16 protein-coding genes and 4 pseudogenes are annotated in these 24,367 nt (G+C 58.0%); 15 read left to right on the top strand and 5 right to left on the bottom strand.

Annotated elements, in window-relative coordinates; translation table 11 throughout:
- The first annotated feature begins 265 nt into the window (after positions 1-265).
- The 6 genes from YUU_RS53410 to YUU_RS0139920 are packed head-to-tail and all read left to right on the top strand — an operon-like array spanning position 266 to position 6,765.
- Entirely contained in the window at positions 266-1,588 is a 1,323-nt protein-coding gene (locus YUU_RS53410; protein ID WP_084801786.1) for a lysine N(6)-hydroxylase/L-ornithine N(5)-oxygenase family protein, read from the top strand.
- Positions 1,585-2,832, top strand: a complete 1,248-nt coding sequence (locus YUU_RS53405; RefSeq protein ID WP_035664660.1) for an MFS transporter — start codon at positions 1,585-1,587, stop codon at positions 2,830-2,832. Before YUU_RS53410 ends, YUU_RS53405 begins: the two co-directional genes overlap by 4 nt.
- Before the next feature lie 21 nt (positions 2,833-2,853).
- Entirely contained in the window at positions 2,854-3,633 is a 780-nt protein-coding gene (locus YUU_RS0139935) for a phytanoyl-CoA dioxygenase family protein (protein ID WP_027527286.1), read from the top strand.
- A 24-nt stretch (positions 3,634-3,657) separates the two neighbouring features.
- Positions 3,658-3,987: a cupin domain-containing protein gene (locus tag YUU_RS0139930; RefSeq protein ID WP_027527285.1), complete on the top strand. Its 330-nt coding sequence runs from the start codon at positions 3,658-3,660 to the stop codon at positions 3,985-3,987.
- A gap of 1 nt (position 3,988) precedes the next feature.
- Positions 3,989-5,572 (top strand): class I tRNA ligase family protein, encoded by a 1,584-nt coding sequence (locus YUU_RS0139925; protein ID WP_027527284.1) that lies wholly within the window; start codon positions 3,989-3,991, stop codon positions 5,570-5,572.
- An 11-nt stretch (positions 5,573-5,583) separates the two neighbouring features.
- On the top strand, positions 5,584-6,765 hold the full coding sequence (locus YUU_RS0139920) for a PLP-dependent aminotransferase family protein (protein ID WP_027527283.1): 1,182 nt from the start codon (positions 5,584-5,586) through the stop codon (positions 6,763-6,765).
- Positions 6,766-8,015: 1,250 nt separating this feature from the next.
- Here YUU_RS0139920 and YUU_RS53400 read toward each other — a convergent pair.
- Positions 8,016-10,106: a prolyl oligopeptidase family protein gene (locus YUU_RS53400; protein WP_051390149.1), complete on the bottom strand. Its 2,091-nt coding sequence runs from the start codon at positions 10,104-10,106 to the stop codon at positions 8,016-8,018.
- 1,272 nt (positions 10,107-11,378) lie between these two features.
- On the opposite strand from YUU_RS53400, the gene mddA reads away from it, so the two are divergent.
- Positions 11,379-12,155: a methanethiol S-methyltransferase gene (gene mddA, locus YUU_RS0139895; protein WP_027527280.1), complete on the top strand. Its 777-nt coding sequence runs from the start codon at positions 11,379-11,381 to the stop codon at positions 12,153-12,155.
- A 662-nt stretch (positions 12,156-12,817) separates the two neighbouring features.
- Complete coding sequence (locus YUU_RS0139885; RefSeq protein ID WP_027527278.1) at positions 12,818-13,564, top strand: outer membrane protein; 747 nt, start codon at positions 12,818-12,820, stop codon at positions 13,562-13,564.
- A 339-nt stretch (positions 13,565-13,903) separates the two neighbouring features.
- Here YUU_RS0139885 and YUU_RS0139880 read toward each other — a convergent pair whose 3' ends face one another.
- Together YUU_RS0139880 and YUU_RS0139875 are read right to left on the bottom strand one after the other, a co-directional pair.
- The gene (locus tag YUU_RS0139880) at positions 13,904-14,668 is read right to left on the bottom strand and encodes a LuxR family transcriptional regulator (RefSeq protein ID WP_027527277.1); all 765 of its coding nucleotides are present in this window, start codon (positions 14,666-14,668) and stop codon (positions 13,904-13,906) included.
- Positions 14,669-15,144: 476 nt separating this feature from the next.
- Positions 15,145-15,372 (bottom strand): hypothetical protein, encoded by a 228-nt coding sequence (locus YUU_RS0139875; RefSeq protein ID WP_035664657.1) that lies wholly within the window; start codon positions 15,370-15,372, stop codon positions 15,145-15,147.
- Positions 15,373-15,983: 611 nt separating this feature from the next.
- Between YUU_RS0139875 and YUU_RS62965 the strand changes: the two genes are divergently transcribed.
- From YUU_RS62965 to ahcY, 6 genes and pseudogenes are all read left to right on the top strand, one after another.
- Entirely contained in the window at positions 15,984-16,436 is a 453-nt protein-coding gene (locus YUU_RS62965) for an isocitrate lyase/PEP mutase family protein (RefSeq protein ID WP_371260561.1), read from the top strand.
- Position 16,437: 1 nt separating this feature from the next.
- Positions 16,438-16,938 carry an isocitrate lyase/phosphoenolpyruvate mutase family protein gene (locus YUU_RS62960; protein WP_063621814.1) on the top strand — a complete coding sequence of 167 codons (501 nt, stop codon included), beginning with the start codon at positions 16,438-16,440 and terminating at the stop codon, positions 16,936-16,938.
- Between the two features lie 59 nt (positions 16,939-16,997).
- Positions 16,998-17,411 (top strand): annotated as a pseudogene (locus YUU_RS62955) (aminotransferase class I/II-fold pyridoxal phosphate-dependent enzyme); the annotation flags it as partial.
- 121 nt (positions 17,412-17,532) lie between these two features.
- On the top strand, positions 17,533-18,228 hold the full coding sequence (locus tag YUU_RS62950) for a pyridoxal phosphate-dependent aminotransferase (protein WP_371260560.1): 696 nt from the start codon (positions 17,533-17,535) through the stop codon (positions 18,226-18,228).
- A gap of 322 nt (positions 18,229-18,550) precedes the next feature.
- Positions 18,551-19,747: a methionine adenosyltransferase gene (gene metK / locus YUU_RS0139855; RefSeq protein WP_027527275.1), complete on the top strand. Its 1,197-nt coding sequence runs from the start codon at positions 18,551-18,553 to the stop codon at positions 19,745-19,747.
- 122 nt (positions 19,748-19,869) lie between these two features.
- The gene (ahcY, locus tag YUU_RS0139850; RefSeq protein WP_027527274.1) at positions 19,870-21,291 is read left to right on the top strand and encodes an adenosylhomocysteinase; all 1,422 of its coding nucleotides are present in this window, start codon (positions 19,870-19,872) and stop codon (positions 21,289-21,291) included.
- Between the two features lie 749 nt (positions 21,292-22,040).
- Here the strand turns inward: ahcY and YUU_RS53385 are convergent.
- Positions 22,041-23,150: pseudogene (locus tag YUU_RS53385) on the bottom strand (IS630 family transposase).
- Between the two features lie 60 nt (positions 23,151-23,210).
- Positions 23,211-24,120: pseudogene (locus YUU_RS57375) on the bottom strand (IS630 family transposase); the annotation flags it as partial.
- Positions 24,121-24,265: 145 nt separating this feature from the next.
- Here YUU_RS57375 and YUU_RS61745 point away from each other — a divergent pair.
- Positions 24,266-24,367: pseudogene (locus tag YUU_RS61745) on the top strand (integrase); the annotation flags it as partial.

Raw genomic sequence — 24,367 nt, 5'->3', positions numbered from 1 at the left:
GACACGACCGGTCACCACCGCAACCTATATCCGGGCAGCGCTTTACGCGGTCTTTCCATCGTTTCGCTTTCCATGAAGCTGCTCCGCAGGATAAGCGCGTTTTTCGGTCTGTGAGGAGACGCATCGTACTCCAAAGCATCCGGTTCACTGCGACATAAAACAACTTGTATCTCACGCGGTGTCAGATTGTAGGCTTCCATACGCAACAACTGACCGCCTTGCTCAAGCGGGGAAGACCTTACACAAGCGCGCGAGAGAGAGCTTCGTGGATACGCTGGATGTCATTGGCGTCGGGATCGGTCCGTTCAATCTCAGCCTGGCAGCGCTGATTGAACCTACCCCGCTTCGCGCACTATTCCTGGAGAAGCGCGAGACATTTTGCTGGCATCCGGGACTAGCGCTTCCGAACAGCCACCTGCAAGTGTCGCCATTCAAGGATTGTGTGACATTGGTAAACCCAACCAGTCCCTATTCTTTCCTGAATTATCTCGCACAAAATGGGCGACTCTACAGTTTCATCAACAAACGCAACGCCTCGACCTCTCGGCGGGAGTTCACTGACTATTACCAGTGGGTCGCCCGCCAACTCGGCACGCTCCGCTTCAACGAGGAAGTGGTCGACGTCGCCCCCTTCAGGGACGCCTATCGCGTCAGTACGAGCACAACCACATACCTTGCGCGCGCCGTGGTGATCGCAGTTGGCGTCGAGCCAAAGATCCCCCGGTGCACTAAGCCTCTCATTTGCGACACTGTCTACCATGCGGCTGACTATCTTGATCGGGACCCACCACGCACGGATGAGCATGTGCTCGTGGTGGGAGGTGGTCAAAGCGGCGCGGAGATTGTCGAGCACATGCTCAATCGCTCCGATGTTCCCCGGATTACCTGGGTCACTTCGCGCTCGAACCTGTTTGCAATGGACGATACCAGCTTCGTCAACGAGGCCTATATGCCCCGTTACAGCCGGCGCTTTCACAGCCTGCCACTTCAGCACCGTCGTACCATCATTGAACGGGAAAAGCTGACCAGCGATGGCATTTCTGCCGAATTGTGCAATCGCCTCTATGACATTTTGTATGAACGAGACGTGGAGGGTGCGCTTCTTGAGAGCTTTCAGTTACTCTCCAGTGTCGTCCTGAAGCACGTCACGCCTCTCGACAAGCGCTGGCTTGTCGAGCTGACCGGTCTTTTCAGGCAGCAGCATCACAGTATCGTCGTTGATCGCATCGTGCTCGCCACGGGCTTCCAACCGCGCACGCCCCGCTTTCTGCGGTCGCTCCTAGGCAGCGCCCACATGGAGGACGACCTGCCCGTGCTCGGCCCGGACTACGCGGTCAGCTTCATGCAGCAAATGCCAGGACCGGTCTATCTGCAGAATCAAAGCCGTCTGCAGCACGGATTGCAGAGCGCAAATCTGTCGCTGGTGGCGTACCGCAACAGCCTCATTATCAACAGCCTCCTTGGGCAGCCGTTTTACCTCGATCAAACTGGGCAACTCCTGGGCGGTTACGAGAGTCCAGACGATGCAGAGCTGAACGATCTATCGGATGCAATGACATCGGCAGAAAACATGAGCGCGATCACATGAACGCGGCACGGTCCTCTATCTTGCGTATCGTCGATGTGCCCCCAGGAGCTGCGGACCGCCTCGCTAGCAGACTGCCCTACCGCGCCTCTGGACCATTTCTGCTCGCATCTGGTGTCATTGCTGCAGCCTATGGCACGAGCTTCGTACTGCCGGAATATGTGGAAACCCTCGGTATGGAGCGCGACGTCGCGGGCTCCATGATCTCAAGTGGCATGGTTGCGACAATCGTGTGTTGCTGCCTGGCAGGCCGTCTTGCTCAGCGTATTGGCATTATGCAGACGATGGCTGCCGCATGTTTGGTGATGGCACTGGCCATGGCAGCCTTTGCCGCCGCAGTGTTCGACGCGCGAATAGCGTATTTAGGCGGCATGCTCGTCGGTGTGGGATGGTCTGGGTTGTTCATCCTATCGCCGCTGCAGATCATCCGCCATCTACGCCCCACAGCCCGCATCCAGCATCTGGCGATCTTATCTGGCGCACAGATGGCCGGGCTTGGCCTAGCGGCTCCGCTCGGCCACTTTCTGGCAGAATACACAGGCTCAATGGCGATCATGTACGCACTGTTCGCCATGGCCTGCGCAATCGCAGCAATCTGCATAGGCGTGGCACGAAACGCCATGTTGAGCATCCCTTCGGTGCCGATGCCTCACATCGAGATCACCCTCACCACGACCATCGCCCTGCTTCGACACGCGACGGCCGCACCGATCCTCATGATCGCGGTTGCCGCCTGCATCTTCTCGGGGTTATCGACCTATCAGAGTGCCTATGCAGCATCACGTGACCTCAATCCCGACCTCTTTTTCCTAGTATTCACCATTACCAGCGTGGCGCTTCGCTTTTCTGTCGCCCATACGCTGAACCGAGTGCCCGTACACCGGCTTGCGCTCACGCTCTTTATCGCAACCGGCGCCTCGTTGACGTTGCTCTTTGTTAATTCCGGCGATGAACTGCTCTATATCCTGGCCGCCGCAATCTTCGCCACAGGTTACGGGCTCAGCTATTCCACCCTTAATGGAATGGCCGTCAATCTCGCCGGCGAGCGTGGGCTCTCCGTACCGGTTACCTCGCAGATCTTCACCTTAGCCTATTTTCTCGGGTTGTTCGGCTTTCCGTTCCTTGGAGGGCAGTTGATCCGCGAATTTGGCCTTGAAGCGATGTTGCTCACCCTATTGGGTGCGACCGCGTTTAATGGAGTGCTCGCAACCGCACTCCGACCAAAGGCAGGAACTGGCTCTCTGTAACACGAGAAAGGAGCTCGCAAAATGCTGACCGACGCACAAAAGGCGAAATGGCATCAGGATGGATATCTTCGACTCGAAGGCTTCTTTGATGCACCTACGCGCGACAGGATCTCTGGTTTTGTGGAGGACGTCGCACGCTGGGAAGTAAGCGTCGACAAATGGATGATGTGGTTCGAGAAGACCACAGATGATCGCAAGATCATCTCAAAGGTCGAGAACTTCCTGGACTACCATGATGCGCTACGCCAGACGCTGCTGGCTGACGGTCGCATTTGCACGGCGATCGAAAAACTACTCGATGAAGACACGCGGATGCTCAAGGAGCTGCTGATCTTCAAGTATCCCGATAGCGGCGGGTACCGCCCACATCAGGACATATATCACATCCCCCACAAGCTCCCGGATCGAATGGTGCATGCCATAGCAGCCGTTGCGATCGACGATTCGGCTCCTGACAATGGAGGTCTATTCTTCACTCCGGGGCGGCATAAGGAAGGAGTATTTCCCATGGATGCCGGCGGTGTCATCAACCCGGAAGTGGCCGAGAGCTTTGAATGGGAACCGGTGCCCTGGAAGGCCGGCGACGTGTTTGTTTTCGACGACTACGCGCCCCACTACTCACTCCCGAACAAGAGCGATCGCTCTCGCCGCACACTCTATTTGGTGTTCCAGCGGGCATCCACTGGCGGTCCTGATCGTGCCGAATACAACCGGATGAAGCGTGCCTATAACCCACCGGAGGGCAAGATCGCAGATCTCCAGGATCTGAAAACGCCTAACGGCATATTTTATCGTGAGTGATCGCAACTCTTTAGGAAAGACGACGTGTACACGAAGCAGATCGATCGCTCCCTGATGCGAACCGAATATGGCGTGCTGGTTTGTCGCTTACTGGAGCATTTGCCGGATGATCTCAGCCCCGAGTTCGGTGCCTCGGTCGTTGAGGTGACCCCCGGTGGCGCGGTCGATCTGCACGCGCACCATGAGCACGAATTATGGGTGCTGATTTCCGGTGAGGGAGAGTTCGAGGCCTCCGGGCAGATCCGGTCGGTCAAGGACGTGACTTTGTTCTACATGCCCCCGCACCAGACCCACGCTATCCGCAATCTGAGCCAGGAGAATACTCTGAAATTCCTCTCCATCTGGTGGGATTGACATGCGCACCTATTTCGTCTGTCCAGCTCCCCCCTGCCCCAATGGCAAATTGCATCTCGGTCACGTCGGCGGCGTATACCTGCTCGCTGACATCTTCGTGCGCTTTCAGCGTATGGCCGGCCATCGCGCGCACTACATCACGGGCGCGGATGAGCATGGCACGTATACGCTTCTAAAGGCGCGCAAGCTCGGTCAACCCGTTAGCGAGGTCGCGCAAAAGCACATTGACGAGATCCTGCAGTGCCTACGGGCGGTTCACATCACGCCTGATGTCTTTGTTCGCACGTCCAGCGAGATACACAAGGAGAACGCGCTAGCAATTTTCCGCGAGCTGCAGGAGGCCGGTTACGTTGAGGTCCGCCAAGGTGTCCAACTCTATTGCGAGCATTGCGATGAATTTGTCGCGGACTCGCTGGCAATCGGGAATTGTCTGGCATGCAATTCAGCGACCGACAGTAACTTGTGTGAGAACTGTGGCCTGGCAATTCGCCACGACACATTATGCAATGCCCGGCACACCACCTGCGGCCACAATCTTGTACTAAGGCCTGTTGAGCAGGCCGTGTTCGACACGCCCCGCCTCGCCCAGGCGCTGGACGCAGCCATTGGACAAAGCGCATGGCCCAAGGCCGTGCGGGAGAAGGCGCGAGCTTGGCTGGCCAGCGATGTGCATGGTTTGCCGATGTCGCGCCACTTCAGTCATGGTGTGGAGCTACTAACCCCAGAAGCCTTGTTCGGCCAAACCCTGCTCACATGGTTTGAAGGCTTATGGTGCTTCGACACCGGAATTCGTGAGCAATGCGCCAATGATTTTCTGGACGCCAAATCAACCATGCACGACCCTAGCACCCGCCTTATGTTTTTCATGGGCCAGGACAATCGCTTCTACTACACGATAGGTGTGACCGGCGCCCTGCTCGCGCGTGGCTATCCAATTCCCACAAACCACTCGATCCAAGATTTCTACAAGCTCGAGGGCGAAAAATTTTCGACCAGTCGCGACCATGCGCTATGGGCCGACGAGGTAGCGCGCGAGGTGGATCCCAATGGACTTCGCTACGCGCTCGCTCGAATTGCACGGCCATTCGGCACTGACGAAAACGAGTTTAATGTTGACGGGCTGGTCACGGCGGCATCACAGCTTCGGGTCTGGGAAGATGCATTGCGCCAATATGCCAACAACGCACGCACATTGGACACTAGACGTCTGAGATCTCGTTTGCGCATCCTGGCTCAACGTTACGCGGATGCAATCGAGGACCTCCGATTCTGGGATGCGCTTCATATCGTCGATAGGTACTTCGAGGTAGCCGATTTTGCGCGTGACAACAGCGGCATGTGGAACGCCATGGAACTCTCGCTGTTCCTGAGCCTACTGTACCCTGTGGTACCTGAACTTTCGATCCGATATGGCCGGCATTTCTTCGGTGCAGCATGGCAGCCGTCCTTCGGGAGGCTGGCAGCAAAAGCTGGCCTGCCACCAAAGATAGACTTCCCACGCCTCAGCGCCGCGGTACCCACGCATTTCATCGCAGCGTACAATGAGCGTTTTCGCAGGCGCCAGCTAAGTAAGACAGCAGTATGAATGAGCAAGCCATGAACTCGCCTGTCTCGACGCGCAGCTCCCTCGCTCAGGGCTTTGCACCGTTCAACTACTCAGCTGCGAAGCACGCCATCAATTTCGGATATGGGCTTCCCGATCCGACGATGTTCTCAGAGCTGGCCTGGCCGGACGCATTAAGCCAAAATACCGGCGTCGCCACCGCTGATCTGCTTCAGTATACGGATGCGGTCGGTTTACCCAAGCTCCGAACAAAGCTCGCACAACGCTATAATGCGCAGCATGAGGAGATTATCCTTACCACTGGTGCTTCACAAGCTTTGCAATTGATCGGCGATGCCTGGCTCGACCCGGGGGATGTCGTTTTGACCGAGGACCCGTCTTACCTCGGTGCACTGCGCATCTTTTCGATCGCGGGCGCCACCATCCTCCAGCTTGGGATGAGCGCCGATGGCGTCGATCTGAACGAACTTGAATCGACCTTGCGTCACAATGTCCGCGTGAAACTCTTCTACACGACGCCAGCATTTCATAATCCGACTGGGCGCCAGATATCGCGCGCCCATATGGCCCGCCTTGCAGCGATGTTAGCCCAGCATGGGGTGGCGTTGGTACAGGATCTCGTCTATTCGGAGTTGCCGTACAACGGTGTAGCTGATTGGCTGCCGCCAGGCGGCAACGTCATAAATATCCACAGCATCTCCAAGCTGGCTGGACCGGGATTGCGAGTGGGTTGGGTCCTTGCAGACTCGGATGTCATCACCAGGTTGGCACGCCTCAAATGCGACGGCGGCGTCAGCCCTATTGTCAGCAATATTGTTTTATCGTTGCTGCAGTCGGACGCACTTGATACGCACATTGTGCGACTACGCCAGCATTATCGTGCCAAGCGCGACAGCTTGAACACGTTGCTGCAGGATAGCCGGTTTTGCGAGCCGGACTATCTCCTTCCAAGGGGTGGTTTCTCGTTTTGGGTACGGCTCGCCGCTGGAGTTGAGGCTGAAGCTTTCATTGAGGCTGCGCGCTGCGAGCACGACGTGCATCTTGTGCACGGCCGTCATTATGGCCCACGAAGTGGGCAGCATGTACGCCTGTGCTTTAGCTACCTTCCGACGAATTTGATTGAGGAGGGATTAGCGAGATTGGATAAGCTGCATACAAAGCTGTACACGAGATCGCTACGGACGCTCGCGGAAAATGGCCGATTCGAACTGTGATATACCCCCGAGTTTTACCCAGTAATGACGCGCCGGTCCAATACGTCTGCGAGTTCGAGGGGTGGCTCCATCAACATGCGTTGTCAGGACTAATATGCCTTCCGAACGGGAGGGATGACTTCCAACGTCCGGCAACGACGGTCTTCGGTTATAAGCGCGGTTTGGGTGACGACTAATCGAGCAAAGCGTTCAGAACCAGGCCACAACAGCAGCGCCAGCTAGGCGAAGATTGGGCCGGGTCTATTGGCCAATCGCAGTGCCCAATCACGTTGGCCGTGCCAGTCTCGTAGCGATAGATATCAGCGGCCGAGATGGCCGTCGCCCTTCATGCGACCAGTCTACAGGGTCCGTGGAAGAGTGGCGCCTGAGCTCGCGTTTGCGCCAAAGACGCGGCGCTTCTGGCCGAAAATCAGGACACGGCGCAGGTTCGACAAATAGCTCCCGATCGACACAGGCGCGTTCGATGGAGTGGCCGGTGAGATCTCGGCGGCATTCGATAATGCCGCCGAGCTGTTGACGTCATCCGGTTGCCCGGCAGCGCCTTGCGTTCCGCACGAGCTGGCCTCATGGGCACCGCCGGCGGATAATGGCGGTGAGTGCATGACGCCGAACATAGATAACGCTGAGCTTCTTCCTGCCGATGTACTCGATTTTATTTCAAGTGCTTCCGCGCGGTGCTTCTACCCTTGCGGCGCGCTGACTACCGTCGGTGTCCGAGCGCGATGCCCAATTTTCGCGCCTTCTGACGCAGCGATCCGGTGGTTCGCTTTGTAAGCCTCGCGATTTTTGCAACGGGTGTTTTCGCCCTCGAGTGTGCGCGCAGTTCCTTTACGTCCGTCTTCGTGTACTCGCGACGTACAATCTTCTTGTTCAGCGTCTTGGCCATAATAACTCCCTTGGCATTTCTGAGCACGCATCTAGCAGGGATAAAGTGGAACTGCCAAGCATGCGTGGGTTGCATGCGCAAGGCCTCCTGAACCCATCGGATATCCGTCACTTTTTCCAAGCTCAGGAGCGGCCCATCTAGATCGAAGCTAATCTAGCTGCTGGCCACGCGAATATGTCACTGGTAAGTATAAATCTGGGCCTTACACATTGATTTGCACGGACGCAATGCTGAACGAGCGTTGCGAAGAGTACTCGAGAAGCCCGCGCTCGATTCGGCGCCTCGCGCTGTCCAGGTCGCCAAAAACTCCGGCCAGCAATTTCAGGCTGGTTTGCGGGATCGTAGGGGCGAAGCTCGCTTAAGCCTACGCGTCCAGCCAGCCGATCTTGCTTTTCAGGAATTGGAAGCCCAGCACCTGAAAGCCAGCCTGCTCCTTGTTGTCCCGGCCATAGCCATGACCGCCAGCATCCGGCTCGTAGAGATAAGCCTCATAGCCCATCGCCTGAAGCTTGGCGACCATCTTGCGAGCGTGCCCGGGATGAACGCGATCGTCCCGCCGCGTCGTGGCGATCAGGATCGGCGGGTAGTCTTGCCCGGGCTCGGCGATATGGTAGGCGGAATAGGTCTTGAGCCATTCCCATTCCTCGGGCTTGTCAGGATCGCCAAATTCCGCGATCCAACTCGCGCCCGCGAGCAGCTTGGTGTAGCGGCGCATGTCGATCAGTGGGATGGTGCAGAACAGCGCGCCGAAACGCTCAGGGTACCGGGTCAGCATATTGCTGATGAGAATGCCGCCGTTCGATCCGCCCTCGGCCGCGATCCGTTTTGCCTGTGTGACGCCGCGGCGGACAAGGTCGGCCGCAACGCTCGCGAAATCATCATGGGAGAGCCGCTTGCCGGCCAGCCGCCCAGCATCGTGCCATCGCGTGCCGAACTCACCGCCACCGCGCAAATGTGCCTGCACCGTGGTACCCCCACGCTCGAGCCACAGCTTGCCGAGCGCGGAATTGTAGTACGGCTTCACTGAGATGCCGAACCCGCCGTAACCGCTCATATGGACGGGCGCTTCGCCCGTCTCCTGTTTCGGGCCGGTCTGGACATAGGGAATGCGCTCACCGTCGACCGAGATCGCCTCATGCTGAGTGACCACCAGACCATCAGCAACAAAGGTCTTCGGCGCCTCCTTCAGCACGGCTGGACTGGCGACACCCTGCTCCAAAAGCATCAGTAACGGAGGCGTGAGCGGATCCTGGATCTTCGCAAGCAGGTCACCATTGCTCTCGGATGGATCGCGATCAAGTGGCCAGACATCAACGACGCCGATATCGGGAAGCGCATTCAGCCGCTCGCGGTTCCAGGTGGAGGCGGATGGCGTGCAGATCCCGAACACCGGCCTTAGCTCGTCGAGGACGGAGAGTATAAGCTTGCCGGCGGACCAAAAAAATCCCTGCAGTGCTCGCCGCGGGCTTGCCACAAAAAGGACCGCGAAATTGCGCTTCCCGGCAAGAAAGGAGCTCAACGATATGCCGATCAGGGTATCGGCCGGGTAGATCACTCCGGCGATTGTCGCAGCCGAGCGGAGCTTGACCGCGAGCCAATCCTGATGCGCCTGGAGCCAGATATCGGTAGGAAGGTCGAGCTTGATCTTCGCCCCTGACTCGGTTCCAAGCCATGTGTGGGAATTGAAGAAATCCAGCTGATCGGTGAACCAGACGGGTTTTTCTTGGCCGGTTCGATCGATCGTGCAGCCGACGCCAATGCGATCGGCGGTCGTCTCAAACACCACGGCCGCTCGTTCGATGGGGTCACCGCGGCGCCACAATCGGACGGTCCGGGCATAGCCCGAAACTGTCGCCATCCCCTCGCCATAGGCGCTGGACACCAGCAGCTTGTCCTGATCGACCCAAGTGGCACTGCTCTTCCCTTCCTCAAGCACAAAACCATTGGGCACAAAACTCTTCGTGGCCATGTCGAACTCGCGCAGCGTCACGGCATCGCTGCCGCCCCGTGACAGAGCGAGTATGACTTGCGAGCTACCAGGCAGCATGGCGATCCAGCTTACAAGCCAGTCCTCGCCTTCAATAGCCGCGAGCCGATCCATATCGAGTAGAACGTCCCATGACGGCTTGGACTTTCGAAATTCTTCTAAATTGGTTCGACGCCAGAGGCCCCGCGGATTATTAGCATCTTTCCAAAGGTTGTAGAGATGGTCGCCGTGCCGGCTGACATACGGTATATTGTCCGCCCGGGCGTAGATCGAAGCCAACTCGTCGCGATCCTGCGTGAATGTCGCTCCGCCGAACACCTGCAAAGTTTTGCCATTCTGCTGCTCGACAAAGTCAAGTGCCCGCGAGCCCTCCATCTCTTCCAGCCAGAGATAGGGATCATCATCTGGAGCGGAGAGCGATGGCTTTCCGTGCCCTGGCGGCTCTGTCGGCGAAGTTCCTTCAACCACAAATCACTCCAATGTTAGCATCAACTGAGCTTTTGACGCTGCCAATGCCCACATTATTTTGACTCCAGCCTACAACCTGACGCGCCAGTCACTTCAAGCGCTTCTTTCCCACCACAGCACTGCGATTGTCGACGGCTCAGGGCCTTGCACGGCCTGAGGCGCGTAATCTTCTGCGCATTTGGATAGCAGGCCTATGATAGCTGTTCGGATCGCCGCCATATTTGAATGGGTCACGGTCTGGAGACTTAGGGGATGCGGGGCGTGCTTTGCATCCCTTGCTCGAACGCGGCGAACAGCCGCTTTCGAAAGTGACTAAGAAACACGAAATAGCCGTAGCAGGAGCGCCGACGACGCTGATCGAGGAGTGTTTCGCCGCTCTTCGCGTCTGCGATCAGGTGACGGGTTAGCGGTCCTCTGCTCGAGTTGATCGAGCGACTGCCGCGCCTCAGTCATTCTGTTACATCGAGACCTCACCAAATGATCGGGACGAGAGCTGAAAGCAACGTCTTCTATATCAGGTGGCTTGCGTCGTGAAAATATAATGCTCAGCGACTGACAATCGATCCGCTCCCAATGCTCAGCAAAGCCGGGCCGCACGACCATGCCGCAGGTCTCATCCCGCCGATTTTTGAATCGCTCATCGCGAGGCATGCTTCGGCGGCTGGCGGCGTCAATCCCAATGACCAGGTAAGATGTTGGAAGTCCGGACATGCCAACTCGAACCACCGGCGCATCGAGAGATGAAGCGTGTTAGAGCACCACGAAACCGATTCGCCGTAGGACGCACCATCGTCCAAACTCACGCAAGCACGGCGCGAGGGGGCGTCACATAGGCGCCCATCTTGCCAGTCGTATGAGATGGCTACGCCGATGTCAGAAATCCAACAAGCCTCAGCATTCTTCATTTGGAGCCTCCGCTAGCACGGGCGTTCTCGCGTCGGGCAAGCTGCGCCGCTATCGGCACGCCCTTTGCTGGGATGAGGACGAAGGCCCCGCAGCCAATGTTGCTCGCACCGCACAGCGCCAGGAGTTCATGGTGAGACCTGCTCGTTATCATGTCGTTCAGGGGATAATCACAGGAGCTTTCCTTGGTTGAACCTGCGCTCTCTGCACACGGTCAGCGGCTCTTTGTTGATAATCATCGAGGCATTTGGCCGCATAAGCTGCATCACGGACGCATGTGAAGGACCGCGAGGCTTTGATCGCGTGATTTTCAGACCCTGCACCGCCACGCGGCCTAGGCAAGCCATTTCCTGAAAGCGGAGTCAATCCATGCTTGAAGTGAAGTCCATAGGCCAAGCAGCTTCCCAGATTCGATCATTACGATTGATCGCTCTTCTATACGGCTTGCTCGCTTACGCGGCTTTTCTTGTCACCATTGTCTACACTGTCGGCTTCGTAACCGGCATAGGCGTGCCAAAGACGATTGACACGGGGCCTTACACGTCCGTCGTCGACGCGCTTTCCATAAACATGTTGTTGATGGCTCTGTTGCTCCAGCACACCGGCATGGCGCGCAAGTGGTTCAAGAACTGGTGGACACGATATGTTCCGAACTACATCGAGCGAAGTACTTACGTGCTAATCGCGAGCCTTTGCCTGATGTTGCTATTCTGGCAGTGGCGGCCGCTTCCGGCAATTATTTGGCACGTCGAGGACCCCGACGTATCCGTAATGATTGGGACACTATCATTCATCGGCTGGACGCTGGTGTTCGCCAGCACGTTTCTAATCGATCATTTCGAATTGTTCGGACTACGTCACGTCACCGCCAACCTCAGGGGGCGCGGCATACCGGCTCCGCAGTTCCGGACGCCGCTGTACTACAAGTTCGTGCGACATCCCACCTATCTCGGCTTCATCATCGCGTTCTGGGCCGCGCCGGCCATGACAATCGGACATCTACTGTTTGCAGCAGTGACCACCACCTACATCTTTGTCGGAATTTTCTTCGAAGAGCGGGATCTTCTCCAGCTATTTGGGGAGCAGTACGGCCAATACAAAAAACAAGTCAGCATGCTCATCCCGTGGCGCAAATTGGACCGGTAGGAATCAGATAGAAAAAGGCAGTCGCTCCCGAAAAGTGCATCGCCAGGTTCACGATCCCATCGAAGACCTGCGAGCGGCGCTCCATCCATCTCAGACATCGCTGTGTCCGAAGGCCGAAGACGCACCGATCATCGGCACTCTGACGTTCGCTGCTGCGCATGCAGCAAAGCATTATCGAACTGCTAGTCCGGTTCAGTATAGGGAATCACTTCGGCGCGCGCGGCCCTGTCGGTACGATTGAGGCGGTGATGACCCACCGCGCAGCACTCCATGAACCAATTGCCGATACAGCACGGCATCCTCGCCGCGCTTATCCTCTCACAGATGGACACGACAACTTCGAGGAAAGCACACGAGTTGTCATTGACATCTAAATTCACTCGCGCCGCACTCCAATTGTTGTCCATCACCGAAAGCATACCGTGGCCGTCCTTCGTCAACGAGCTTCGACCCACGGCCACCAATTACATTGTCGAAACTCCTGTACGTATCTGATACAGATCGCTGCGTTCATTGTTAGTGATATTCTAGCGTACAACCTCACGCAGCGTCAGAATCAAGCCGATTCTTTGAGAGTGAATGTTGCGCCGCAGTTACAGCAATTCGCGTTGGCGCTGTTATGACGCGCGCGGCCGGGGGCCCTCTAAAGGAAGAAGCTCGAAATGAAGAACATGTTGCTTATGACTGCGAGCATCGTCGCACTCAGCGCTGCGGCGCCTGCATTCGCTGCGGATCTCGCTGCACAGCCGGTCTACACCAAGGCGCCTCCGCCGCCCGGACCAGTCGCGGTCGCTCTCTACGACTGGAGTGGTTTCTATGCTGGTATCAACGGCGGCTGGGGTTCGAGCCACAACTCCTGGGATTTCGCTGGCACGACCCCTGAGGGCTCCCACAATGCAAGCGGCGGTACGGTCGGTGGGCAGATCGGTTATCGCTGGCAGGTCGGCCAGACAGTTCTTGGCGTCGAAGGCCAGGGCAACTGGGCCGATTTCAACGGCTCCAATGTCAGCACGGCCTTTCCGGCCAACAGCAATCACACGAGGATCGATTCGTTCGGCCTGATCACTGGCCAGATCGGGTATGGCATCAGCAACGTGCTGCTCTACGCAAAAGGGGGCGCCGCCGTGGTGAGCAGCGACTACCAGATCAACTCCGTTTCGCCAGGCACGCAGCTTGGCAGCGCGGACACCACACGTTGGGGGGGCGTCGCTGGTGCGGGGCTCGAGATCAACCTGACGCCGAACTGGTCAGCTGGTGTTGAGTATGACCACGTATTCATGCCGACCAGCGACGTGAGCTTCGCTGCCGCTGGAGGTGGTACGCTCGGGAACGATCGCATCCGTCAAGATTTCGATCTCGTGACCGCGCGGCTCAATTACAAGTTTGGCTGGCCCGTGGTCTTCAAATAACGATCTTCTCACCTGCAATCGCGATCGAGAGCTCCGACCCTTGGGCCGGGGCTCTTTGAGCTACTCATCTGGGTGCAGGCACCTACGTGCCTTCTGGGGGAGTTCGCTGGTTGATCCCGGCGAGCGCCGTAAATATTCACCAGCACAGGCACAGCTGGTCTGCTGGCGACAACCGAATGAATGGCAGCGAAATTCGGTCATAGTTACGACGTAATAGACGTCCGCGGCGATTCATCGCGACATGCGCAGCGTTGAGGCCATACCGCCGCGAGCCACGCTCATTCTTAGATTTGGTTCACCACATTCATGGGAATTCATGCGAGCGGGCGCGGCAGCAAGCTAGGCGACCATCGGCGTTGCCAACGCAGGCGCCGAAAATTCAATAAGACCAAGGCGAAGTGCCTTTACCAGGCCTTGAGTCCGGTTCGCCGTGCCGAGCTTTCGTATTGCGTTCTTAAGATGAAAATTCACTGTATTCTCACTAACATTCAGTATCTTACCGATTTCCCAGGATGATTTGCCCTCCGCCACCCATCGTAAGCAATCCTTTTCGCGCTCCGATAGGGTGACTTTCTTATCGCAGGCACTGTCGGTGGGCCTTGCGATATCCGCAAATGCAACATGGAAGTGCCAAGCCAGCGCGTTGAGACGCTTCACATTTCCCTGAGGATCGGCATCATCAAAACGGGACGCGAATGACACCACAGATATTCGGCCTGATGGCCCAAATAGCGGCACGCTGATGCCACGCTTCAGGCCTGCCTCTCTGGCCTCCTCTAGTACGCGTTGCTCACATGCCTGCAGCTGATATTCTTTGGCGAGTTCATCCCATAGAAATGGTCCCGCAAACATCGGTGTCCGCCGGACCACCGGATCGACGGTATAGTATTTTCGTTCCAAATAGCGCTGACACCAGTCAGGCGGAGCCTTGATGGCCACCAGAGGCGGTGGGCACCCCGGTAGACGAAGCGGCTCCGCGAACGTGAGCGCTCCGTATGCGACCTCAGTGAAGCCCTCTTGGCTTGCACAGTTCACAAGGAGATCAAACAGCGCTTTCAAAGATTGCGTTTGGTTTGCGCATTCGACGAAGCTAAATAGATTCATATGGCGCCTCACGCGATCGCCAGAAGGCCGCTTATTGCGCCGTCGACTGAACCTGTTTCAGACGCGATTGGCTCGCAACCTGTTTCCGCTCGCAATGCGATCGCGCGAATACCGCGATAGCCGCGGACCGCAAGCGGCTCTCAGCGCAGGTAAGATCTGCCTACGATGCCGATACAGGCGAAGTCGGAACGTCCGCGCGTTTGCGCCGGTTTGGATCGCGGAGTCCACGTAGTTCCCTCGACGCCCGACCATTATGCGGGATACGCTTGGCCGATATTCCGCCCTAGAGTGAATGGCCTTGACGGTCCTGCGATCCGCCGGTCGAGCATCAGCTGGTCGCTCGCGCGACGAGACTCTCCGCCCCAATTTTGCCCAGCTGCGTGAGCTGCAGTGCGCAAGTCCGCCTGATGCCCGTCTCCGGCTGTTCAAACTTACGATTGACGATCTGCTTGCAAGCGAAGATAAGCTCGGCCGGATTATATCTCCTGCAAACTCTTGAGGATCGCGGCCGCCGGCGCATAGCTGACCGGCAGTGAGCCGGCGTCGGCGAACACGGGATCGGCGAAGAGCACGGCGGGCTCGGATAAGGACAGCGCCCTGAAAAGCCAATCTAGTCCGTCTGCAGGTTTTACTGTGAGGAAAGTGATTTCGCCGTCGAACTCCCCTTCCAACAAGAGCCGTTCGAGGCGATCGATGACTGTCACCGCTCGGGCGCTCGCTGATATTGGTGAGAGGCCGCACGCGAATTCGAGCGGACTCGGGAACCTGTTTTATGCAGATGATGCTGTGCACGCACTTCTCCAAGAACTTTGCAAGGCTCTGAGATGAGTGCAGCAAGTGTCATACCACTCGCGGCCAACGCGAAACTTCGCCATCAAGACAAGCACTTGAACGGATCGCCAGATTTTACCGACTTGAAGCACTGCGACCTACGTCGGAACTGCGACAGCGCCGTTTGCGTCAGCCCCGACATCCGTGGAGCAAGACGCGGCATACGAATTCCTTCTCGCACTCCCAAAAGCCGACCACTCAAAGCTGAGGGCTGCACGCTCGCGAGCGGTCCTTTTCACTGTTGTCGACATCCAGCGCTTTGTGCTCCTGTCAACTACCAGCGCTAGCAATTGATCGAGATCAGGCAGACGTGCCAATCAGAGCCTAGTCAAGGCAGCGCAGGTCACGCCTCCTAGGATACTTGGCATGCAACATAGATCTGTTCGCGCAACCGAACCCGATCGAGGTGCGAACTCGCCACCTGCCAATATATTTCGACCTCAGATTTGCTCGAACCATGACCTCTCCTTTCTTGTGGAAGCCCATGACGGATCTTGTGGAAGCCCATGACGGATTTTCGGGAGCAATCGCCCAGCGCGCAGGTTTCAAAGCTCTCTGGGCGTCAGGCCCGTCAATTGCGTCCTCTCTCGGCTTCCGCGATGCCAATGAGACCTCTTGGAGCCAACTCGTCGACGTGGTCGAACGCATCGTGGACTCGTGCAAGCTACCGGTGCTCGTTGCCGGCGATACCGGCTTCGGAAATTTCGACAATGCGCGTCTCTTAGCACGCAAGCTCCGGCAACGTGGGGCTACCGGCCTAGCACTGCAGGACAGCTGTTTTCCGAAAATGAACTTGTGCGAGCGGCCTGCCCTCGCCGACATCGGTGAGTTCTCCGGCCGTCTGCGAGCAGTGGGGGATACAGTTGGACAAGAGTTGGTTCTCGTCGTAGGGGTTGGTTCTCGTCGTAGGGATCGAAGCGTTGATTGTCGGTCGTGAAATGGACGAAGCGGTTTCGCGCGCTCACGCTTGCGCCGACGCGGGGGCTGACGCGATCCTCATTCACTCGCGAAAAAGCACCGCGGACGATATCCTTATTTGCGAGTGCTTGGCAGACTCGATTGCCAATCGTGATCATCCCAAAAAAAACTACCGAACGCCAGTCTCTGCATATCGCGACGCGCGCATCTCCACGGTGATCTGGGCCAATCACTCCATGCGAGCTGCAATAGTGGCCGTGCACCGGGTCTGCGGTCGCATCATGGCTAAGGAAGGCATTGCGAGTATTGAGCCCCATATTGCGACGCTAGACGAGGTCTTCGCCCTATTGGGGTACGACAAACTCATCCGAGCAAACGCGCTGTATCTCCAACCGAACAAAGGTAATGGGTTCTTATGCACAAGACGGTCCGCTTGTAACAGTAGTTCACTTTGCTCGACGGAGGCAAAGACGCGAGACAAGTTAATTTCGCCGTCAGAAGCGATCCAGCATCGAAGCTGAGTTGTGTCTGTTCAGCACCGGAATCTCTTTGCCAAAATATCCGGCAAGCCTTCCGATCAGTGCAGCAACGATTACATTTATTTCGAGGGAGAGCGCTCGTGTTGGCGCACCGGACAGCCTTGGTAGAATTGTGGGGTCGCACTGCAACGAGGACCGCCGCGAGGCAGGGTACTACACGCGGCGAGGACATTATCGATTTGACCGCAGGAGAGATCTGGAGCGAACTCGCTCCGTCGGTGCGCGAGGGTGCGATCGCAGCGATTAATGGCAATCTCAACCGCTATACCGATGCGATCGGATTGCTGGAGCTACGCCATGCGCTTGCGAGCAAGGTTTCCGCCGAGACGGCTCAGCCATGGTCAGCAGACGAAATCGCTGTGACGAGTGGCGCTAAGCAAGCGCTCTTCAACGCGGCGATGGCTCTTCTAAATCCCGGCGACGAAGTACTGATCCCCGCCCCCTACTGGACGACATTCCCCACACAGATCATTATTGCTGGCGGCGCACCGATTTTTGTCGAGACTCGGCACAACAGTTATGTGCCTATGCCGACAGATCTCGCCGCGGGCCATCACGTCAAGAACCAAGGCGATCATGGTCAACACACCGAACAATCCGACGGGCACGGTCTACGACCGCGACACCCTTGCTGGTATTGCACAACTCGCGAGGGAACGGAACCTCTGGATAATCTTCGACGAATGCGACGGAGCTTTTGCTCATCCCCCACATACCCATCACCCCATCCTATCGGTGGCGCCCCAGGCACGCGACCGCACATTGATCGTCAATTCATTTTCGAGGTCCTTGGCCCTGACCGGTTGGCGCCTTGGCTATATTGCTGGACCCAAAGCTTTTATCAGTGCGGTTAAGGCGCTACAAACCAATACAACATCGCATCCCAATGTCATTGCGCAGCATGCGCTGCTGTATCATCTGAGGTCCGGCGATTCAGCCTTCGAATTGGCATTGCAGCGCCACATTGCGGACGCGCGAACACTTGGACTCTCGATCTTTTCAAAGCTGAGATTGGTACCGCCGCCCGCTGCCCAAGGCGGATTCTTCTTCTACCTCGATCTCTGCGGGCTTCAGCGGCGCGCCACCGGCGATAGCGGAGAATTCAACGCCGACGACGTCGTCAAGGCATTATTGATGAACGCTGGTGTCGCGACAGTCTCGGGCACAGCGTTCGGCGACCCTACAGGTCTCCGGCTTTCCTACGGCATTGAGCTTGAAATACTTGGCAGGGGCTTGCGTCGCCTGACCGCAACTCTGAACGAGTGGAGCTGACTTTTGGTTTCACGAGCGCCGACACGAATACAGGTTTCTTCGACCGCAGATTCAAAGCGGACCTTGTGCTTGCGGCGGGATGCGGCTCGCGCTTGTGTGATCGCCACTAGATCCCGATCTTCAGCGAGAGATCGAGGACGACCGATTGACAGAAATGACTCAAAACGGCCGCACTCTGGATGCCGCCAGGGACGTGCTGCGCAAACACAACGGGCTCTGGTTTTACGACGAATCCTACGTCATCTCGCGCCGGCGTGANTGACATAATCCAAAAGTAAACATCGCAAACGACCGCCCAACGGGGCGGGACAAGGGGTTACTGATGCGAGCGTCCTATCTCTTCACCAGCGAGTCCGTGTCTGAAGGCCATCCGGACAAGGTCTGCGACCGGATCTCCGATGAGATCGTCGATCTGTTCTACCGCGAAGGACCGAAAGCAGGCATTGACCCGTGGCAGATCCGCGCTGCCTGCGAAACGCTTGCGACCACCAACAAGGTCGTGATCGCGGGCGAGACCCGTGGTCCCGCATCGGTCACCAACGAGCAGATCGANAGCGTCGTGCGCGGCGCGATCAAGGACATCGGCTACGAGCAGGAAGGTTTTCACTGGAAGACCGCGGATATCGAGATCCTCCTGCATCCGCAGTCGGCCGACATCGCGCAGGGCGTTGACGCGCTCCAGCCGGGCGAGGTCAAGGAAGAGGGCGCGGGCGACCAGGGCATCATGTTCGGCTACGCCACCAACGAGACGCCCGACCTGATGCCGGCGCCGATCTTCTACGCCCACAAGATCCTGCGGCTGATCTCCGAAGCGCGCCATTCCGGCCGCGAGAAGATCTTGGGCCCGGACTCCAAGAGCCAGGTCACCGTGCAGTACGAGAACGGCAAGCCGGTTGGCGTGCGCGAGATCGTGGTCTCGCACCAGCATCTGGTCGAGGACATCTCGTCCAAGCAGATTCGCGACATCGTCGAGCCCTATGTGCGTGAGGCGCTGCCGAAGGACTGGATCTCGCCGAAGACCATCTGGCACATCAACCCGACCGGAAAGTTCTACATCGGCGGTCCCGACGGTGACACCGGCCTGACCGGCCGCAAGATCATCGTCGACACCTATGGCGGCGCGGCCCCGCATGGCGGCGGCGCGTTCTCTGGCAAGGATCCGACCAAGGTCGACCGTTCGGCGGCTTACGCTGCGCGCTACGTCGCCAAGAACATCGTCGCGGCCGGTCTTGCCGATCGCTGCACGCTCCAGCTCGCCTACGCCATCGGCGTGGCGCGTCCGCTGTCGATCTACATCGACACCCACGGCACCGGTAAGGTGTCGGAGGATCAGCTTGAGAAGGCCGCAGCAAAGGCGATGGACCTCACCCCGCGCGGCATTCGCACCCATCTCGATCTCAACCGCCCGATCTACGCGCGCACCTCTGCCTACGGCCATTTCGGCCGCACGCCCGACAACGAGGGCGGCTTCTCCTGGGAGAAGACCGACCTGGTCGAGCCGCTGAAGCGCGCGCTCTGATCACCAATGTCATTCCGGGGCGCCGCGCCAGCGGCTAACCCGGAATCTCGAACCGCTGGATTCCGGGTTCGCTCATTTCACGAGCGCCCGGAATGACTTTTTCAAACAACAGGAAGCTCGACATGAACGCGAAGCCCGGCTTCACCGATTACATCGTCAAGGACATTTCGCTGGCCGATTTCGGCCGCAAGGAGATCTCGCTCGCCGAGACCGAGATGCCCGGGCTGATGGCCACCCGTGAAGAGTTCGGCCCGAAGCAGCCGCTGAAGGGCGCGCGCATCGCCGGCTCGCTGCACATGACGATCCAGACCGCGGTGCTGATCGAGACGCTCGCCGCGCTCGGTGCCGACATCCGCTGGGTCTCCTGCAACATCTATTCGACGCAGGATCACGCCGCCGCTGCGATCGCCGCGGCCGGCATTCCCGTGTTCGCCGTGAAGGGCGAGACGCTGACCGAATACTGGGACTACACCGCGAAGCTGTTCGACTGGCATGGCGGCGGCACGCCGAACTTGATTCTCGACGACGGCGGCGATGCCACCATGCTGGTGCATGCCGGAGTCCGCGCCGAGAACGGCGACACCGCGTTCCTCGACAAGCCGGGCTCGGAAGAAGAAGAGATCTTCTACGCGCTGATCAAGCGCCTCCTGAAGGAGAAGCCGAAGGGCTGGTTCGGCGAGATTGCCAAGAACATCAAGGGCGTCTCGGAAGAGACCACCACGGGCGTGCACCGTCTCTACGAGATGGCGAACAAGGGCACGCTGCTGTTCCCCGCCATCAACGTCAACGACAGCGTCACCAAGTCGAAGTTCGACAACCTCTATGGCTGCCGTGAGTCGCTGGTCGACGGCATCCGCCGCGGCACCGACGTGATGATGTCGGGCAAGGTCGCGATGGTCGCGGGCTTCGGCGACGTCGGCAAGGGTTCGGCGGCGTCGCTGCGCCAGGCCGGCTGCCGCGTCATGGTGTCGGAAGTCGATCCGATCTGCGCCCTGCAGGCGTCGATGGAAGGCTATGAAGTCACCACCATGGAAGACGCGGCGCCGCGCGCCGACATCTTCGTCACCGCCACCGGCAACAAGGACATCATCACCATCGAGCACATGCGCGCGATGAAGGATCGCGCCATCGTCTGCAACATCGGCCACTTCGACAACGAGATCCAGATCGCGGCGCTTCGCAATCTGAAGTGGACCAACATCAAGCCGCAGGTCGACGAGATCGAATTCCCCGACAAGCATCGCATCATCATGCTGTCGGAAGGCCGCCTCGTGAACCTCGGCAACGCGATGGGCCATCCGAGCTTCGTGATGTCGGCATCGTTCACCAACCAGACGCTGGCGCAGATCGAGCTGTTCGCCAACAACAAGGACGACAAGTACGAGAAGAAGGTCTACGTGCTGCCGAAGACGCTCGACGAAAAGGTCGCGTGCCTGCACCTCGCCAAGATCGGCGTGAAGCTCACCGAGCTGCGCAAGGACCAGGCCGACTATATCGGCGTGGAGCCGAAAGGCCCCTACAAGAGCGATCACTATCGGTACTAATCCGCTCGCCCCCAGAAGGCCCCAGCACTGTTTCGGGCTCTAACGCGACCTCAGGAGCTGCAGGCGTGTTTTGACGATCTTCCGATTGGGCGCTGAGCACACCATAGATGATTACATCGCATAAACAATTAGTGCGGTAGCCGTGCGCGAGGATCGACTGCCTGACCCTCAATGCGGAAGCTTGCGACGGGTCGTTGAATCCCCACTGTGCAACATTCGACATTGGTCCGCTCAATCGGTCAGCCGGAGCAATTTGTCAGCAGCGGCCGCGGAGACGCCGCCAGCTCTCGACAGGCTTCTACTCAGTTTCCGTAGGCCAGCTGCACAGGCACATGCCGGCCTCGAAGCCGAACCTATCGCAACAGGAGGATCTATTCATTCCTTGGATAGGAACGTCAAGTGGGTGGACCGCTCACGTCTGAGATGGCGATGATTTTATCGGGTCTTTGGTCCAGATGAAGGCTTGGCATCGGCATTAGTCGGCCGAAGAAGTCATGGGTAGCATACTTAAGCTCCTTGACGCATCGCTACGGCCTCGATTCGGCAGGACCGCGGGCTCAGCGCGGGTGTTCATAGAACTCCATTAGAGAGAATCGTAGTAGTTGGGCCGGAGTAGGTTTTTTGGCTCCGCAACGGTTTGCTAGCATGGTTCGCAGCCAAGAGGTCCGTGCATCCCACGCAGCACGATGTGATCTCATTAGACAAATCGATTGATGCTAGATGACGCACTGATGCCAAGCGCGTCGTAGTCACGTGGATCTAAAGTTCGCCAAAGCTTTGTGGCAGAAGCGTTTGACCGAGGTCAGAATCTGGTCTGCGGACTTGGTCCATTTGAACGGCTTCGGGTTCTTGTTGTGCAGGTCGATGAAGGTACGGATGTCGGCCTCGAACTGCCTGACGGAGGTGTGAACAACCGCGCTGGATCTGCTTTCTGGTGAGTTCAGCGAACCAGCGCTCGACCTGATTGATCCATGACGCGGAAGTCGGCGTGAAGTGGACATGATAGCGCGGCCGACGGGCGAGCCAGGCCTTGATCTTGGGTGTCTTGTGGGTAGCGTAGTTGTCCATAACGATATGGACATCGAGACCTTCAGGAACCTGAGCATCGATCTCTTTTAAAAACTTCAAGAACTCGACTGCCCGGTGGCGCTTTTGTAGCATTTGCCGATGACGAGCCCCGAGGCGACATCGAGCGCGGCAAATAGCGTGGTCGTACCATGTCGCACATAGCTGTGCGTACGACGCTCCGGCACGCCGGGCATCATCGGCAAAACCGGCTGCTCGCGATCGAGCGCCTGAATCTGGCTTTTCTCATCGATGCTGAGGACAAGGGCTCGGTTCGGCGGGGATAGGTAAAGGCCGACGATATCGCGCACCTTGTCGACGAACAGCGGATCGCTCGACAGCTTGAATGTCTGGCTACGGTGCGGCTGCAAGCCGAACGCCGCCCACATTCGGCGGATCGTGGTGTGGGAAAAGCAAGTTTCCGCAGCCATCGAGCGGATCGACCAGTGCGTCGCGTCGGCCGCTGTCGTCCGCAACGTTCGCTCGATCACGGCGGCAACCTGATCGTCGTTGATGGTGCGAGGGCGGCCAGGGCGGGCCTCGTCAAGCAGGCCATCGCAGCGATCCTTCAAAAATCGGCGGCGCCATTTGTCAACGGTGTGTTCATAGAGACCGAGTTCGGTAGCCACGGACTTGCTTGGCAGGCCATCCGCACACCGCAGGATCGCGCGGCATCGCTCAGATAGCGACCGGGCAACACCCTGACGACGAACTTGCCTCTCCAAGTATGTCCGCTCCTGCGGACTCAGCACCAACGGCGCGGTCGGTCGGCCTCTCACACCTGCATTCGCCACAAGCGCTCTCCTTCTGAGCCCCCAGCGATCTTTTATGTGACGAACTTGTATTCCAGATGACTAGTGTTCTGTCCCGGAAATTCGCCGACAAAGTCGCGCGAGTTTCTGGAGGATGGAGTCGGCGGTAGCGGTCCACATGAAGGGGCGTGAATCTGCATTGTGGGTGCGGATAAAGCGGTCGATTTTTTGACGAGGTCGGCGGTGGAATCGAACGATCCCCGTCGGATTGCGCGTTGGGTGATGAGTGCGAAGAAGCGTTCGACCTGGTTAAGCCAGGAAGCGTAGGTTGGTGTGAAGTGAATGTGCCAACGCGGACGGCGGGCGAGCCAGGCCCTGACCTTGGGATGATGTGACGCAGGAAGGCGAGGAATTCCTGGTGACGATGGCGCGGTTTGCATTGAGCGATGATTGCGCCGTTGAGCACGTTGAGGGCGGCGAACAGGGTGGTCGTGCCATGACGCTGGTAGTCGTGGGTGACACCTTCGATGTAGCCGAACCCCATAGGAAGCATGGGCTGGGTTCGTTCGAGGGCCTGAATTTGGCTCTTCTCATCGACGCAAAGCACCACGGCCTTGTCAGGCGGATTGAGATAGAGCCCGACCACGTCGCGCAGCTTCTCGACAAAGAAGGGATCAGTCGAGAGTTTGAAGCTGCGGGTGCGGTGAGGCTGCAGACCGAAGAGTTGGAACAGGCGATGAACGGTGCTTTTGGCAATCCCCGTCTCTTTGGCGATCGCGCGCACGCTCCAATGGGTTGCAGCTTTGGGCTTGCGAGCGAGCGTCTTGGTGATCAGCTCGGCCACAGCCTCATCCTCAACGGTGCGGGGCCGGCCGGTACGCATCTCGTCGTAGAGCCCCTCGATCCGATTTGCGATGAAGCGATTGCGCCATTTGCCGATCGTATGGGGGCCGACACCAAGCCGCGTCGCAACGACGGCGTTGCTCGGCTCACGTTCGCAGGCCAGCACGATCTAGAGCGGTTCCCGATCGGATTGAATCATTTGGGATTGAACGAAGCCGCTGGCGCGGCATGTAGGGAGGCATAGCAAGGATTGCCTCCTGTCTGAGAGGATTGCGGGTTTTCGAAGCCCAACCCTTNNGACAGGAGGTTTTCCGATGGCTGAGATCAGCCCACTTCGCCGCCGCATGATCGAGGACATGACGGTCCGCAATCTGTCACCGGCGACGCAGCAATCCTACCTCAACGCCGTAGCGAAG

It is taken from the genome of Bradyrhizobium sp. Ec3.3, from assembly GCF_000472925.1.
Taxonomy (GTDB): Bacteria; Pseudomonadota; Alphaproteobacteria; order Rhizobiales; family Xanthobacteraceae; genus Bradyrhizobium.
The sequence above is the reverse complement of the archived record's forward strand: the minus strand, read 5'-3'. Positions and strand labels throughout refer to the sequence as shown.